Raw genomic sequence first — 14504 nt, 5'->3', positions numbered from 1 at the left:
AGAGATTTTTTGAACCTGCGAGTATAGTCGGGAGCATTCAAGAGGGGGGAAGAGATGAGTGAAACTGACTCCGCGTGAACAGGAAAAGCTGCTGATCGTCGTTGCCGCTGATTTGGCGCGCCGCCGGAAAGAGCGGGGCTTGAAGCTAAATTATCCGGAAGCGGTGGCGTTCATTACGTATGAACTGATGGAAGGAGCCCGCGACGGGCGGACGGTGGCGGAGTTGATGCAATACGGCGCAACGATTTTGACGCGCGATGATGTGATGGAAGGCGTCGCTGACATGATCGACGAGATTCAAGTCGAGGCGACGTTTCCGGACGGCACGAAACTCGTCACGGTCCACCAGCCGATCCGGTCGTAATAGCGCCGGCCGATTCCGATGAAGGTGGATAAAGGAGTGATCTTATGATCCCAGGAGAATACCGATTGCGCGACGAACCGATTGCGTGCAACCGGCAAAAGCCGGTTACGAAGCTGACGGTCATAAACCGCGGCGACCGCCCGGTGCAGGTCGGTTCCCATTTTCACTTTTTTGAAGTCAATTCGTTTCTCGAATTTGACCGACAGGCCGCATACGGAAAACATTTGAATATCCCAGCCGGGACAGCGGTCCGTTTTGAACCCGGGGATGCGAAGCAAGTGGAGCTTGTCCCGTTCTCCGGCAAGCGCCGGGTGTACGGATTAAACAATATGGTCAATGGTCCGCTTGATGACAACGGGAAGGAGGGAGCAAGAGAATGAGTTTTTCCATGTCAAGACGGCAATACGCGGATATGTTTGGACCGACGACCGGGGACTGCATCCGGTTGGCGGACACAGACTTATGGATTGAAATTGAGCATGACTATACCGTTTACGGCGATGAAGTGAAATTCGGCGGCGGGAAGGTGATTCGCGACGGGATGGGGCAGCATCCGCTCGCTGTCCGCGACGAAGCGGTCGATTTAGTGTTGACGAACGCCGTCATCGTTGATTACACCGGCATTTACAAAGCCGATATCGGGGTCAAAGATGGAAACATCGCCGCCATCGGCAAGGCGGGGAATCCGCTGTTAATGGACGGCGTCAATATTGTCATCGGCGCCTCAACGGAAGTGATCGCGGCCGAAGGGAAAATCGTGACCGCTGGAGGAGTGGATGCCCATATCCATTTCATTTGCCCGCAGCAAATCGAAACCGCCCTGTCATCCGGCATTACGACGATGATTGGCGGCGGGACCGGACCGGCGACCGGAACGAATGCCACGACGTGCACGCCGGGAGAGTGGAACATTTACCGGATGCTTGAAGCCGCCGAAGCGTTCCCGATGAATCTTGGGTTTTTAGGAAAAGGCAACGCATCGGCGAAAGAGCCGATCGCGGAGCAAGTGCGCGCCGGAGCGGTGGGACTCAAGCTTCATGAAGACTGGGGAACGACGGCGGCAGCGATTGATGCGTGCTTGCGAGTGGCGGATGAGTACGATGTGCAAGTCGCCATTCATACCGATACGTTGAATGAAGGCGGGTTTGTCGAGCATACACTGAAGGCCATTAACGGGCGCGTCATTCATACATACCATACGGAAGGAGCCGGAGGGGGGCATGCGCCCGATATTATGAAAGTCGCCAGCTTCCCGAACATTTTGCCTTCTTCCACGAACCCGACGCGGCCGTATACGAAAAACACGCTCGATGAGCATTTAGATATGTTAATGGTGTGCCATCATTTAGATCCGTCCGTTCCAGAAGACATTGCCTTTGCTGATTCGCGCATCCGCAAAGAAACGATCGCGGCAGAAGACATTTTGCACGACATCGGCGCCTTCAGCATGATCAGTTCCGACTCGCAAGCGATGGGACGGGTCGGTGAAGTCATTTTGCGCACGTGGCAAACGGCCGACAAAATGAAAAAACAGTTTGGCCGCTTGCCGGAGGAAACGGGGCGAGGCGATAATGTTCGCGTCAAACGGTATGTAGCCAAATACACGATCAATCCAGCCATTACGCATGGGATTGCCGAATATGTCGGCTCGGTGGAAGTCGGAAAATTCGCAGATTTGGTCGTTTGGCATCCCGCTTTTTTCGGGGTCAAGCCTGAGCTCGTCATCAAAGGCGGGATGATCGCCTACAGCGTGATGGGCGACCCGAACGCCAGCATTCCGACGCCGCAGCCCGCTCTGTACCGCCCGATGTTCGCCAACTATGGCGCCGCCGTCGCGAAAACGTCCATTACGTTTTTGTCCAAAGCGGCGTTCGAATGCGGCGTCCCTGACAAACTGCGATTGCACAAAATCGTCAAACCGGTTGGAAACATTCGTTCGTTAACGAAACACGATATGGTGTTCAACAACGCCATGCCTCAAATCGATGTCGATCCGCAAACGTATGAAGTGAAGGTCGATGGGCGGCTCATCACGTGCGAACCGGCTGAAGTTGTGGCCATGGCGCAACGATATTTTCTGTTTTGAGGTGATGATGATGATTATTGAAACGATTATCGGCAATATTCAAACCCTCCCTTCTCTCCCCCCGCACATCGAACGGGTGTACATGCCAAGCGACGATTTAGTGAAACGAATCCAGCGGGTCGTGACCGATCACGGGAGGGAACTTGGCATTCGCCTAAAGGAAGCTAAAGAATTGGCGGATGGAGATGTATTGTGGATGGATGACCATAACGCGATCGTTGTTTCCGTTCTTCCCGATGATTTGCTTGTCATCCAGCCTGTTTCCATGAAACAAATGGGGGAGATTGCTCATCAGCTCGGCAACCGCCACTTGCCCGCCCAATTCGAGGAAGGGGAAATGCTCGTCCAATACGACTATTTAGTCGAAGAGCTGCTCCAGCAACTCGGCATCCCGTACAAGAGGGAAAAACGGAAAGTAAAACAAGCGTTCCGCCATATCGGGCATCGCCATGACTGACCAACAGTTGTTGTGGCTGCTGCAGCTCTCCGATTCGAATTTTCCGTCTGGAGCATTTTCCCATTCCTTTGGGTTTGAAACATACATGTACAATGAACAAATTTGCGATGCCAAAACGTTTGGCGATGTGCTTGTCGCTTATATTCAGACCCAGCTGACGTATACGGATGGATTGGCGTGCCGGATCGCCTATGAGCAGTTGGAAGTCGACCGTATGGAAGGACTGCGGCGGCTGAACGACACGCTGTTTGCTCTCTGCTTGGCGAAGGAAACGCGAGAAGGAACGAGAATGATTGGGGGGCGCTTATGGAAACTGTGCCGCGACATTTACGGAGTCGATGAATTGGATGAGATCGTGCAAACGACGCGGTCCATTCATCCGGCCATTGTGTTTGCGGCGGTTGGCCGCAAAATCGGAGCAGCCAAACAAACGACGGTGCTGACGTATTTGTTTGCTTCCGTACAAACGATGGTGCAAAACGCGGTTCGCGGCATTCCCCTCGGCCAGACGGACGGGCAAAAGCTGCTCGTCATGGCGCAGCCATATTTGATTCATGCCGCGAGCATCATCGAGACACTCGACGAAGAGGAGCTCGGGGCGGCAGCCGTCGGCTTGGAAATCGCGCAAATGCAGCATGAACGTCTTCCTGTTCGATTGTTTATGTCGTAAATCTTGTTTGACGTGGAACGAAAGAAGGACAGAGAAGGGAGAATCCAGAATGGAACCGGTACGAATCGGCATCGGCGGCCCGGTCGGCGCCGGCAAAACGATGCTTGTCGAGAAGCTGACGCGGGCGATGCATCGCCGCTTTAGCATCGCGGTCATTACGAATGATATTTATACAAAAGAAGATGCCCAATTTTTAATCAAACATAGCGTCTTGCCGGAAGATCGGATTATCGGCGTCGAAACGGGCGGGTGCCCGCATACGGCCATTCGCGAAGACGCATCAATGAATTTTGCGGCCATTGATGAACTGAAACGGCGCCATCCAGATGTGGAACTCATTTTGATCGAGAGCGGCGGCGATAACTTGGCGGCGACCTTCAGCCCGGAGTTGGTCGATTTCTCCATTTATGTCATCGACGTCGCCCAAGGGGAGAAAATTCCGCGCAAAGGCGGACAGGGGATGATAAAGTCGGATTTGCTCGTGATCAACAAAATCGATCTTGCCCCTTACGTCGGAGCCAGTCTGGAAGTGATGGAACGGGACGCCAAAGCAGCGCGAGGGGCGAAGCCGGTCATTTTTACAAATTTAAAAGAAGAGATTGGTCTTTTTGACGTTGTGGATTGGATCGAAAAACAGGTGCTGCTGGCAGGGCTGGAAGAATGAGCTGGACGGGGCGTTTGCGATGTACAGCGGTCGTGAAAAACGGCCGCACCGTCATTTTGGACAACTATAGTGAAGGGGCGCTGAAACTGATGCGTCCTGTTTACCTCGACCCGGCTCATCCGACGTTATATCTTGTCCACGTGGGCGGCGGGTATGTCGATGGGGATTCATATGATATGGAAATCTTCCTCGAGCCCAGCGCCCGGTTGATGGTGACGACCCAGTCGGCGGCGAAAATCTACAAAACTCCTTCAACGCCTGTAAGGCAGTATACACGATTGTCACTTGGGGAGCAAAGCGTACTTGAATATTTCCCCGACCCGACGATCGCCTATGAGCATGCGCGCTTTTATCAAGAAACGACGGTGTACATCACGCCAAGCTCCACGTTCGTTTATGGCGAAATCATCACACCTGGATGGTCGGAAAGCGGCGAGCTGTTCCGCTATGATTGGATTCGCTCGAAACTGAAGGTGTATCAAGACGAGGCGCTCGTTCTGTTTGATCATCTGTACTTGGACTCGCGGCAGCACTTAACGAGCATGCTGCAGCTCGGCGGCTACACGCATGTCGGATCATTCGTGGCTCTTTCTCCGTTTATCACAAAGGAAGTGTTAGAACAGTTCAACCAATTCATGGAAGAGATGCCGCAAGAGGTTCGCTGCGGTTTTTCAGCGGCGGCCGTTCCAGGCTTTTCTGTACGTATATTGGCGTATGAAACATCGGTCATCGAAGCGATATTCCAACGCGTCCAACAGTTTATTCGCCAACAATGCGGTGAGAAAGCGCCAGTCTGTTGGAGGAAATATTGAGAAGGGAAAGGATGAAGACAATGGGAACGATATGGCCTGTGCTCTTGTTTGGATTGCTGCTTGGAATGAAACATGCGACGGAACCGGATCATGTCATTGCCGTTTCGACCATTGCCAGCCGGACGAAAAAACTGTCCCTTTCATCGCTGGCCGGCATGTTTTGGGGAATTGGCCATACGTTGACGCTGCTCGTTGTTGGGATGGCGATGATCGCCTTTGAGCGGCAAATTCCTGAACAGATTGCTTCTTATCTCGAAATGGGCGTCGGCATCATGATCGTTATTCTAGGAATTGCTAGTTTCCGTTCGACAATGAGGCTGGATCATCATCACCAGGGCGATATTCATCATTTGCATGTGAAATCGACATTGATCGGCATCGTCCATGGTTTGGCCGGCAGCGCCGGAATGGTGTTGTTGACGATGACGACGGTCAAAGGAACTTGGATGGGGCTTGCTTTTATTTTGATTTTTGGCCTAGGAACGGTCATCGGCATGATGCTGTTCACGACGTTTCTCGGGATTCCGTTTGTTTGGATGAAAGCGAAACAGCAAGTCATGAATCAATGGATCGTGAAAACCGTCTCCCTCATCAGCATCGCCTATGGGGTCTATTACATGTATCATATCGCCGCCGAAATTTGACGCTCCTCGCGGCTGGCGTCATAGGTGGAGGGTTGTTCAAAACAAAGAAGCACCGGTCTTGGGAGAAGGCCGGTGCTTCTTTTTCGATGCGGCGTCATCACACCTCGTGTCACACCAGTGGTTTGACCAGCAACAACTCATCTCGAATAGGAATGCCGTCAGGACTTGTTTTCGGAATGTTTGGCTTGATTTGTCGCGCCTTGTCGACAGCGTTGGGAAAGACGTTCACAATTTGATAGCCGCGCTTTTGATAGAAACGAAGGGCATGCAAGTTGTCGTTGGTAGTGATCAGTTGAACAGCCGTGCACCTTTGTTGTCTCGCCCATGCCTCTGCCTCATGCAAAAGGGCGCTGCCGATGCCGCGGTTTTCCATTATGCTGTCTAGCGAGATGATCTCGCATTCGTTTCCACGAATCACAAACGTAATGAGTCCGACGATCCGAGATCCATTCTCAACAGCCGCAAATCCATCCAGCTCGCTGCAGGTATAGATGCCGGTTGAAACAACCATTTGCGGACTTCCCCAATGGTCGTTGAAAAATTGGTTGACGATGGCGCGGTCCAACTGTTTGGTTGGAACGATGTTCAAGGCGCTCCTCCTCCTTTGTGCAGATGATGATTTTCACCCCAATGCATAAGACGTTCACTTCCGTGCGTGAGTTTGACACTCCGCACGCCTAAAGGCGTGGGATTCTTGGGTCGTTCGCGTCCTCATCCATTTCTAGTTCGGACAACGCCCAAATTCAGGGGTGTGTCATCACCCCGTCCCATCGGGTTAGGATGTACCCCAATGGGCGGCGCACCTGTGATCAGTGCGCTAGGTTAGACGGGGCTCGCTTTCATCCCACCCCTCAAGGAGTGGGCTTTCTCGCTGATCTGTAACAGGGGATGTCCACATCCGTCCTCCTCTTGTGTCAAAGGGCCGAGTCTTTTTGCATCATGGCTCGTTGAAACGATTGAAAAACAGCGAAGGAAATGAATGTTAGCACAATCCCTGACATATATGGCAAACTGGACTTTAAGGTGAACAACCAGCCGGCGATCGCCGGACCGCCGATGCGGCCGAGCGAATCGAACGAGGATAAAACGCCTGTTGCGCTTCCTTGGCCGTCCGCCGTATATTTCGTCAACAACGCGGAGACGCACGGGCGGATGACGCCGTTTCCAATGCCGAAAATCGTTAAATAGAGCGCGGCTGTCCAAAAGCTGTGAACGAATAAAATGAGAAAAAAGCCAACTGCTGACAAGAACAGCCCGAAACGAATGACAGCTCCTTCCCCGAATGAGCGGATCAGTTTTCCAAGCAACCCTCCTTGGACGATGGCCCCTGCAAGCCCCATGATCATAAAGATGTAGCCAAGTTCCGTCGACGAAAGTCCCGCTCGTTCAGCGGCAAAGTAGGCGAACGTCGCTTCAAGTCCAGCGAGGGAAAACGTTGTGATCAGCTGCAGTAAGTATAGGCGCGCTACAGGCCCTTGGAGGGCGGCCGCAAGCGAGGGCCGCTTTGTTCGTATATTCGTTCGTTTTTCTCTCGGAAGCGACTCATGCAAGAAAACGAAAACGAATAGAGCGGTCAAGAGCGCCAAGCTGCCTGCCATCCAAAACGGAGCGGTTAAGCTCGCTTTCGAGAACACGCCGCCGATCCCCGGTCCGAAAATGAATCCAAGCCCAACGGCCGCTCCGATCATCCCCATTCCTTTGCCCCGGCCTTCTTCCGTTGTCACATCTGCGACGTACGCCATAGCGGCCGGCATCGTGGCCGCCGATAGACATCCGCCGATGATGCGAGCGGCAAACAACATCCAAAGCTTTGTCGCGACGGCGAGCAAGAAAAACGAAAGAGCCAAACCGAAAATGCCGACAAGCAGCATCGGCTTTCGTCCATAGCGGTCCGATAAATTCCCCCACATCGGCGCAAATAAAAATTGCATGAGCGAATACACGGCCATCAACCAGCCGAGCTGCGTTGGCGTCGCGCCGATTTTTTCCGCGTAAAATGGAAGGACAGGGATAATGATGCCAAACCCGGCCATGACCAAAAACATCACGAGAAACAAAAGCGATAAACCGCGGCGATTGCCCATGATCATCATCTCCACGATATGGTTTGCCTCTTTCATCATAATGGAAAGACAGGCGTTTTTCAAAGCAGATCGCACCTTGCTTGGCCGTTCCGACGAGGCTGGCGATCACTCCTGAATGTCATCCACAACCCATTTTCCTTCCTCCCCATTGACAATGGAAGCGGTTTTCGCGAGACTGGAGGTAAACGGTTCGACAAACAATGAAGCGGACTTTGGACCGGCATCCGCCAAGGGTGCGAAACGACAAACACGCATGGGAGAGGATGGTGCATGATGACCAAAAACGAAATCCAAAAGTGGATAAAGAAATTCCCGCTGCTTAAAACGATCATGGCGGCCGAAGAGGTGTTTTGGCGCAATCCAAAATATCACGCGTTTGCGCAAGCCATTCAAACGATTCCTTTACGCGAGCGCGATGTTAAGGAGGCCGAAGAGCGATTGCGCCGCTTTGCCCCCTACATCGCGAAAGTTTTTCCCGAGACGCGGCCGGCCTATGGCATCATCGAATCCCCTTTAGTGAGGATTCCGAACATGAAACAGCGTTTGGAAAAGATGTTTCAGACCAACATCGAGGGGGAGCTGTTGCTAAAATGCGATAGCCATCTCCCGATTTCCGGGTCGATCAAGGCGCGTGGGGGCATTTACGAAGTGTTGAAACACGCGGAAGATCTTGCGCTCGCAAACGGTATGATCGCCATAGGAGACGACTATGCGGTCATGGACAGCGAAGAATTCCGGCAATTCTTTTCCCGCTATTCTCTGGTCGTTGGATCGACAGGGAATTTAGGCTTGAGCATCGGCATCATCGGGGCGCAGCTTGGGTTCCGCGTCACCGTTCATATGTCAGCCGATGCGAAACAATGGAAAAAAGACTTATTGCGAAGCAAAGGGGTCACCGTCATCGAACATCTCACCGATTACAACAAAGTGGTGGAAGAGGCGCGAAGACAGTCCGCCGAGGATCCAACGTCGTATTTTATCGATGATGAAAACTCGATCCATCTGTTTTTAGGCTATGCGGTGGCGGCGTTTCGGCTGAAAAAGCAATTAGAGGACATGAACATCACGGTTGATGAAAACCACCCGCTCTTTGTGTATCTTCCTTGCGGCGTCGGCGGCGGTCCGGGCGGGGTGACGTTTGGGCTGAAGCTTGTGTACGGCGATCATGTCCATTGCTTTTTCGCTGAGCCGACGCATTCGCCTTGCATGCTGCTTGGGTTGATGACAGGAGAGCACGACCGCGTGTCGGTGCAAGATTTTGGCCTCGACAATAAGACCGAAGCGGACGGGCTGGCGGTGGGGCGGCCGTCGCGGCTGGTGGGGAACATGCTTGAGAACGTCATCAGCGGCGTCTATACGGTGGACGATTCGACGCTTTACCGCTTGCTCGCGGCGATGGTTGAAACGGAGGAAATCTATTTAGAGCCGTCCGCCTTGGCGGGGGTGGCGGGGCCTGTTCGGCTGTTTCGTGATTTGGCGGGGCAAACGTACGTAGAGGCAAACGGTTTGAAAGAAAAGATGAAAAACGCCGTCCATATTGGCTGGGCGACGGGCGGAAGCATGGTGCCAAAGGATGTGATGGAGGCCTATTATCGGGAAGGCGTGCGGATTGAAACCATGACAGGCAACCGTTTTTCCGGAGGGCGATAAGACCCCGCCATTCGATGGAGTTTTGAAACGAATGCATAAAGTGTTGGAGGGATTCGATGAAAACCGAAAAAGAAAAGATGTTGGCGGGACACTTGTACAGCCCCGCCGATTTGGAGCTCGTCAAGGAACGAGAGCGGGCGCGGCGGCTCGTTCGTTTGTATAACGAAACGTTGGAAACGGAATATGAAAAGCGAACCGATCTGCTCAAAGAACTGTTCGGTTCAACGGGAGAACGGCTGTTTATCGAGCCGAACTTCCGCTGCGACTACGGCTACAACATTCACGTCGGTGAAGACTTTTTTATGAACTTTGATGGCGTGATTTTGGATGTATGCGAAGTGCGAATCGGCGACCATTGTTTTATTGGTCCTGGTGTGCACATTTATACGGCGACTCACCCGCTCGATCCGCACGAACGAAATTCCGGGTTGGAGTACGGAAAGCCGGTTGTGATCGGCCATAACGTCTGGATCGGCGGGCGGGCCGTCATCAACCCGGGCGTCACGATCGGCGACAACGCCGTCATCGCCTCAGGGGCGGTCGTGACAAAAGATGTCCCCGCCAACGCGGTCGTTGGCGGAAACCCGGCGAAAGTGATCAAATGGCTCAAATAGCCAAGGCTGCGCCCCGCGCAAAGCATGTGCGGGGCGTTTGGTTGCATCATCCTTCTTTGTTACGCCCACTGCACCGCCACCGCCCGAACAGGCGAACCGTCGCAGCCAGGCAAGGAAAGAGGGAGGGCAATAATATACGGATCATCAAAATCGATTCGCTCGAAGTTCACGAAATTTTCCCCGATCACCCCGTTGGCGCCAAGAATAAGTTCGTGGGCGCGGAACGACGAGCCGTCCGGCGGGTCGATGTTGAGCGCGTCGATGAAAAACGTCCGCACGCCTCGCTCCAGCATCGCTTCAATCACCTCCGGCGCAACGTACGGATGGGAAAAATACCGCTTTGTTCCGGCGTATTGCGACCAGCCGGTATGAAACAACACAATGGTTCCCGGCGACAGCTTCGGGATATACGGAGCGGCATCGGCCATCGTCACCGCTTCGCCTTCCGCTTTCCCCGTGGCATTGATCACGATGCCGCGGCCAAGAAAATAGGTGAGCGGCACGTCATCGAGCCGCCAACCGTGTTCGTAAAAGTGAAACGGCGCATCCACATGCGTGCCGCTATGCGACCCAAGCACAAGGCGGCTGACGTGATAGCCGTCTTGGGCGAACGTCGCCGCCGGTTCGATTTTCGGCTTCGGATCCCCCGGGTACACCGGAGTTTGGGCCGTGATCGGCATGGTGAGGTCGATGAGTTTTTGGATGATCATGTTCTCGTCATTCCCTCCAAATCCATTGTCGGTAAAGGTCGATTCGTCGTTCGTCCATCATGGTGTAAAAGTGTTTCTTTAACGCTTGGCGTTGATTTTGATCGATCATAGCGTGTACGAGCTCTTCCCGTCCATTCATGTTGGCTGCGGCTATTTTCCTTCCATCCGGCCCATAAATAGAGGATAAACCAAAGAAATGGAAAGAAGAAGACGATCCAATTTGATTGCATGCCGCCACATAAACCGTGTTATCGATCGCTCGTGCCATGGCGAATTTTTGAAACGGTGCATGAAAGGGAGATTCCCAAGCACATGGAACGAGAAGAAGCTCGGCTCCATGAACCGCTAAGTATCTTGCTAGTTCCGGAAAAGCCAAGTCCCAGCAAATCATTAGACCAATGCGGCCGAGTTCTGTATCCACCAGCACCGGCTCGGCTCCTTTGGAAAACCAGGCTTTTTCAAAAGGAGTCAAATGGATTTTCCGGTAATTTCCGATACATTGTCCATTAGGATCGATCAACATAAGAGAGTTGTATAGATTTCCTGTATGGTCTTTTTCAACGTACCCGTAGGCCAGATACAATTGAAATGTTTGGGCAAGTTGGCTCATGTGTTGGAATGCAGGACCGTCCCATGTCTGGGCCGCCTCTTTTAGCATTTCTGACAGTACGTAACCAGTGGTGCAAAGTTCCGGGAACAGAAGAAGGCGAACATTAGGGAACTTTCGTTTGCACTCATGGATGATCGTTTCCATTTTGGCCAAGTTGGCGCCAATGTCGCCGTCGGCCGGCATCATCTGCGCCAATGCGATGTCAAATGGTCTGTTCATATCATCCCTCCAAGCGAGTGGGAGATTCAAGCTCGACCGTATTCGTGCTCGCAGATATTTGTTTTGTCCATTTCATCACCCCCCAATAAACAGCTCCCGATAAAAGAAACGTCAGCATGGTGGAGCCGACGGCAAGCGGATGAATGTACGTAAAATAATAGGCGAAGACAGCTCCAACGATATAGGTGATGTAGGCGGCGATGTTGACTCCTTTTTGATAACGATATTGACCTTTTGTGTCGTACAAAATATCTTCTGCGTCGTATACCCCTTTTTTGATCAAAAAGTAATCAACGAGCACAATCGCAAACACAGGAATGAACAACGTGGCAATCAGCATAATGAAGTTAAAGAAATGGGACATCAGCACTTCTTTCAGCAAGGCGCCAAGCGTGCAAATCACTCCCATGATCAACGTCGGTTTCCAAAAGCCTGCGCGCGGGAAGACATTCATGAACGACATCGTGGCGCTGTATAATGCCATGACATTGGTCGAGAGTACAGAAAAGAACACAACGATGGATGCGATCAATCCAAACCCGTAAGCCGCAAGGAGAATCGTTGGATCATACGTCCGTTCCATGTTCGAGGCGATGCTGAAGCCGCTGACGACAGCGCCGAGCCCCATTGCAACAATGGAAGCGACCAGATAGCCAAAATACGTTCCCCAAAAACCGCTTGTTTCGGAGCGGCAGTTGCGGTTGAAATCGCAAACCGTCGACATCCAAGAAAAAGCGGTGGCGATGACGATGTCAAAGGCGATAATCGTGGTGATGGATGGATGTTCGCTCAATTTCATTTCGACTAGTGTCGAAATGTCATAAGTCGTAAAAATTTTATAAAAAACAAGGAAAGATAAAATCAACATGGCAATCGATATATATTTTTCGATTCGTTCCACCCCTCGGTGGCCAAAAATCGTAATGATCACAACAAGAAGTTCCGTCAAGATGACAAATAGGTTGATATTGCTGTATCCAGTGGCGTAATGGACGGCATAATTCAGACTAAGGCCAGCCATATAGGCTTGAATCCAGCTCCAGCCGATTAAAATGATCGTGTTGACAAGGGCGGGAAGGATGGCGCCTTTTTGTCCAAAGGCCGCTCTTGTGATCACCATTGTAGGGAGACCGGTGCGGATGCCGATGTTTCCAGTAAGGGCGAGCGGAATGGCGCCGATCGCCGAACCGACAATAATCGCCAGCATGGCGTTGGAGAAGGAAATGTCAGGAACAAACATCATCCCCGTCATGACCGTCGTAATCACCACATTCGCCGCAATCCAAAGAGTAAACGTGCTAAAAAAATTCATGCTCCGTTCGTTCATCGGGGTCGGCCGAATATCATCATGACCAAATCGTTCTGTCCACTTCATAAGGATTCTCCCTTCTTGATTTTCTATTTTAAATATTCAGAATAATAAACTTGCACCGATTTCGTCCTTAGGACGAAATCAGGAGTGCGATGAATACCATCCGAGTGGTTTGCCATGTTGGCTGATGTTCACATGCTTTGTTTCCGTAAAAGCAGCGAATCCTTGCGGTCCAAGCTCTCGGCCGATTCCGCTTTGTTTCAATCCTCCCCAAGGGGCATCGACATAGGGAGTGTGATAGCTGTTAATCCAAATCGTTCCTGCTCTCAATTTCCCGGCGATTTGTTCCGCCCGTTCGAGATCGCGGCTGAATAGGCCGGCTGCCAGACCGTATATGGTGTCATTCGCCAACTTGATCGCCTCTTCATCATGTTCAAACGGTTGTACGGTTATGACCGGTCCAAAGATTTCTTCTTGGACGATGCGCATATCTTGACGGACATGGGCGAAAACGGCAGGAGTGAGATAATACCCCAGTTCTTTAATTCGTTTTCCTCCCTGCAGCAGTACTCCTCCTTCCTGCAAGCCGATCTGGATATACGTTTCCACTTTTTCTAAATGTGAGGAGCTGATTAACGGCCCCATCTCCGTATGTTCCGCGAAAGGATCGCCAATGCGGAGGGAAGCTAGTCTTTGGGTCAGCTGATCAAGAAACGAATCATAAACGCGTCGTTGAACAAGAATTCGCGAAGCAGCCACACACACTTCTCCTTGATTGAAGAAGGAGGCAAACAACGCCCACTCGATGGTGCTGGCAAGATCCGCATCGTCAAAAATGAGCAGCGGGGATTTTCCGCCAAGTTCCAAAGATACTCGCTTCAAACGGCGAGCGCCTTGTTCGTAAATCCATCGTCCGGTTTTCGTTCCGCCGGTAAACGATATTTTTTCCACATCAGGGTGTGTCACCAATGTTTCTCCAACCGGCGAACCGCCTCCAGGAACAAGATTAAACACGCCTGGCGGGAGACCGATGGAATCGATCAGCTTTGTCAGTTCGATGAACGATAACGGAGTCAGTTCTGATGGTTTAAATACCACTGTATTTCCCGCCGCAAGCGCTGGAGCCAGTTTCCATATTCCTAACAAGAGAGGAAAATTCCAAGGAACAATCAACGCGCATACCCCGATTGGCTCCTCAATGATTTTGCTTGTCGTGCCATCGGTTCTTTTTATTTCCTCGATGGCCCGTTGTTCAACAAAATCGGCGTAGTAACGAAGGCATTGGATTGAATCGCTGACATCGAGGCGCGACTCGCGAATCGGTTTTCCTGTATTCAACGTCTCGATCGAAGCGAATGTTTCTGCGTTTTGTTCCAACAGGTCCGCTAATTGGCGAAGCGCAGCGATCCGTTTTGCTGGATTGAATGGCCAATCGGTATATTGAAAAGCATGACGAGCTGCTTGGATCGCTTCTACGGCTTGTTGTTGGGATGCTTCATTGATTTCTATAATGATTTCCTCATTCGCGGGATTGATGACCGGTCTTTTTTTTCCTTCTCCTTTACTCCATTTTCCGTTGACGTATATCATGGAAGATTGCTCCTTTTC

At 51.8% G+C, this 14504-nt stretch carries 16 protein-coding genes; 10 read left to right on the top strand and 6 right to left on the bottom strand.

Going from position 1 to position 14504, the window contains the following annotated elements; genetic code table 11:
- The first annotated feature begins 58 nt into the window (after positions 1–58).
- The 8 genes from ureA to QWV57_RS09880 are packed head-to-tail and all read left to right on the top strand — an operon-like array spanning position 59 to position 5697.
- Entirely contained in the window at positions 59–364 is a 306-nt protein-coding gene (gene ureA, locus QWV57_RS09915) for an urease subunit gamma (protein WP_025950867.1), read from the top strand.
- Positions 365–408: 44 nt separating this feature from the next.
- Positions 409–744 (top strand): urease subunit beta, encoded by a 336-nt coding sequence (locus QWV57_RS09910; protein WP_301099739.1) that lies wholly within the window; start codon positions 409–411, stop codon positions 742–744.
- Entirely contained in the window at positions 741–2450 is a 1710-nt protein-coding gene (ureC, locus tag QWV57_RS09905) for an urease subunit alpha (protein WP_301099738.1), read from the top strand. Before QWV57_RS09910 ends, ureC begins: the two co-directional genes overlap by 4 nt.
- 10 nt (positions 2451–2460) lie before the next feature.
- Positions 2461–2907, top strand: a complete 447-nt coding sequence (ureE, locus tag QWV57_RS09900; protein ID WP_095859457.1) for an urease accessory protein UreE — start codon at positions 2461–2463, stop codon at positions 2905–2907.
- Positions 2900–3577, top strand: a complete 678-nt coding sequence (locus QWV57_RS09895; RefSeq protein WP_033025553.1) for an urease accessory protein UreF — start codon at positions 2900–2902, stop codon at positions 3575–3577. Before ureE ends, QWV57_RS09895 begins: the two co-directional genes overlap by 8 nt.
- A gap of 49 nt (positions 3578–3626) precedes the next feature.
- Positions 3627–4241 (top strand): urease accessory protein UreG, encoded by a 615-nt coding sequence (gene ureG / locus QWV57_RS09890; RefSeq protein WP_011231413.1) that lies wholly within the window; start codon positions 3627–3629, stop codon positions 4239–4241.
- The gene (locus QWV57_RS09885) at positions 4238–5053 is read left to right on the top strand and encodes an urease accessory protein UreD (protein ID WP_011231412.1); all 816 of its coding nucleotides are present in this window, start codon (positions 4238–4240) and stop codon (positions 5051–5053) included. The genes ureG and QWV57_RS09885 overlap by 4 nt, the downstream gene beginning before the upstream one ends.
- 20 nt (positions 5054–5073) lie before the next feature.
- On the top strand, positions 5074–5697 hold the full coding sequence (locus QWV57_RS09880) for an urease accessory protein UreH (RefSeq protein WP_047818471.1): 624 nt from the start codon (positions 5074–5076) through the stop codon (positions 5695–5697).
- 109 nt (positions 5698–5806) lie between these two features.
- On the opposite strand, the gene QWV57_RS09875 is transcribed toward QWV57_RS09880, so the two are convergent.
- Positions 5807–6286, bottom strand: a complete 480-nt coding sequence (locus tag QWV57_RS09875; protein WP_074044497.1) for a GNAT family N-acetyltransferase — start codon at positions 6284–6286, stop codon at positions 5807–5809.
- Positions 6287–6611: 325 nt separating this feature from the next.
- A complete protein-coding gene (locus QWV57_RS09870) occupies positions 6612–7781 on the bottom strand; it encodes an MFS transporter (protein WP_301102062.1) in 1170 nt (389 codons plus the stop codon).
- A 270-nt stretch (positions 7782–8051) separates the two neighbouring features.
- Between QWV57_RS09870 and dsdA the strand changes: the two genes are divergently transcribed.
- Both dsdA and QWV57_RS09860 read left to right on the top strand, forming a co-directional pair.
- On the top strand, positions 8052–9431 hold the full coding sequence (dsdA, locus tag QWV57_RS09865) for a D-serine ammonia-lyase (RefSeq protein ID WP_301099731.1): 1380 nt from the start codon (positions 8052–8054) through the stop codon (positions 9429–9431).
- A 56-nt stretch (positions 9432–9487) separates the two neighbouring features.
- Positions 9488–10045: a sugar O-acetyltransferase gene (locus QWV57_RS09860; RefSeq protein ID WP_301099729.1), complete on the top strand. Its 558-nt coding sequence runs from the start codon at positions 9488–9490 to the stop codon at positions 10043–10045.
- 59 nt (positions 10046–10104) lie between these two features.
- Here the strand turns inward: QWV57_RS09860 and QWV57_RS09855 are convergent, their stop codons facing one another.
- From QWV57_RS09855 to QWV57_RS09840, 4 genes are all read right to left on the bottom strand, one after another.
- A complete protein-coding gene (locus QWV57_RS09855) occupies positions 10105–10755 on the bottom strand; it encodes a cyclase family protein (RefSeq protein WP_301099727.1) in 651 nt (216 codons plus the stop codon).
- Between the two features lie 7 nt (positions 10756–10762).
- Positions 10763–11584: a carbon-nitrogen hydrolase family protein gene (locus QWV57_RS09850; protein ID WP_301099725.1), complete on the bottom strand. Its 822-nt coding sequence runs from the start codon at positions 11582–11584 to the stop codon at positions 10763–10765.
- A gap of 1 nt (position 11585) precedes the next feature.
- Positions 11586–12959 (bottom strand): purine-cytosine permease family protein, encoded by a 1374-nt coding sequence (locus tag QWV57_RS09845; protein ID WP_301099723.1) that lies wholly within the window; start codon positions 12957–12959, stop codon positions 11586–11588.
- A gap of 78 nt (positions 12960–13037) precedes the next feature.
- Positions 13038–14486, bottom strand: coding sequence for an aldehyde dehydrogenase family protein (locus QWV57_RS09840; protein WP_015375007.1), 1449 nt, complete (start codon positions 14484–14486; stop codon positions 13038–13040).
- Positions 14487–14504 lie beyond the last annotated feature (18 nt).

The sequence above is a fragment of the Geobacillus zalihae genome (assembly GCF_030414215.1).
Lineage (GTDB): Bacteria > Bacillota > Bacilli > Bacillales > Anoxybacillaceae > Geobacillus > Geobacillus zalihae.
This window is presented reverse-complemented; position numbering and strand designations above follow the sequence as displayed.

What these genes read in the sequence shown, in the direction of transcription:
- dsdA (WP_301099731.1), top strand. Translation starts at nt 8,052, where the DNA reads ATGATGACCAAAAACGAAATCCAAAAGTGGATAAAGAAATTCCCGCTG.
- QWV57_RS09860 (WP_301099729.1), top strand. Translation starts at nt 9,488, where the DNA reads ATGAAAACCGAAAAAGAAAAGATGTTGGCGGGACACTTGTACAGCCCC.
- QWV57_RS09845 (WP_301099723.1), bottom strand. Translation starts at nt 12,959, where the DNA reads ATGAAGTGGACAGAACGATTTGGTCATGATGATATTCGGCCGACCCCG.
- QWV57_RS09855 (WP_301099727.1), bottom strand. Translation starts at nt 10,755, where the DNA reads ATGATCATCCAAAAACTCATCGACCTCACCATGCCGATCACGGCCCAA.
- QWV57_RS09850 (WP_301099725.1), bottom strand. Translation starts at nt 11,584, where the DNA reads ATGAACAGACCATTTGACATCGCATTGGCGCAGATGATGCCGGCCGAC.
- QWV57_RS09870 (WP_301102062.1), bottom strand. Translation starts at nt 7,781, where the DNA reads ATGGGCAATCGCCGCGGTTTATCGCTTTTGTTTCTCGTGATGTTTTTG.
- QWV57_RS09910 (WP_301099739.1), top strand. Translation starts at nt 409, where the DNA reads ATGATCCCAGGAGAATACCGATTGCGCGACGAACCGATTGCGTGCAAC.
- QWV57_RS09895 (WP_033025553.1), top strand. Translation starts at nt 2,900, where the DNA reads ATGACTGACCAACAGTTGTTGTGGCTGCTGCAGCTCTCCGATTCGAAT.
- QWV57_RS09885 (WP_011231412.1), top strand. Translation starts at nt 4,238, where the DNA reads ATGAGCTGGACGGGGCGTTTGCGATGTACAGCGGTCGTGAAAAACGGC.
- ureG (WP_011231413.1), top strand. Translation starts at nt 3,627, where the DNA reads ATGGAACCGGTACGAATCGGCATCGGCGGCCCGGTCGGCGCCGGCAAA.
- QWV57_RS09880 (WP_047818471.1), top strand. Translation starts at nt 5,074, where the DNA reads ATGGGAACGATATGGCCTGTGCTCTTGTTTGGATTGCTGCTTGGAATG.
- ureC (WP_301099738.1), top strand. Translation starts at nt 741, where the DNA reads ATGAGTTTTTCCATGTCAAGACGGCAATACGCGGATATGTTTGGACCG.
- ureE (WP_095859457.1), top strand. Translation starts at nt 2,461, where the DNA reads ATGATTATTGAAACGATTATCGGCAATATTCAAACCCTCCCTTCTCTC.
- QWV57_RS09840 (WP_015375007.1), bottom strand. Translation starts at nt 14,486, where the DNA reads ATGATATACGTCAACGGAAAATGGAGTAAAGGAGAAGGAAAAAAAAGA.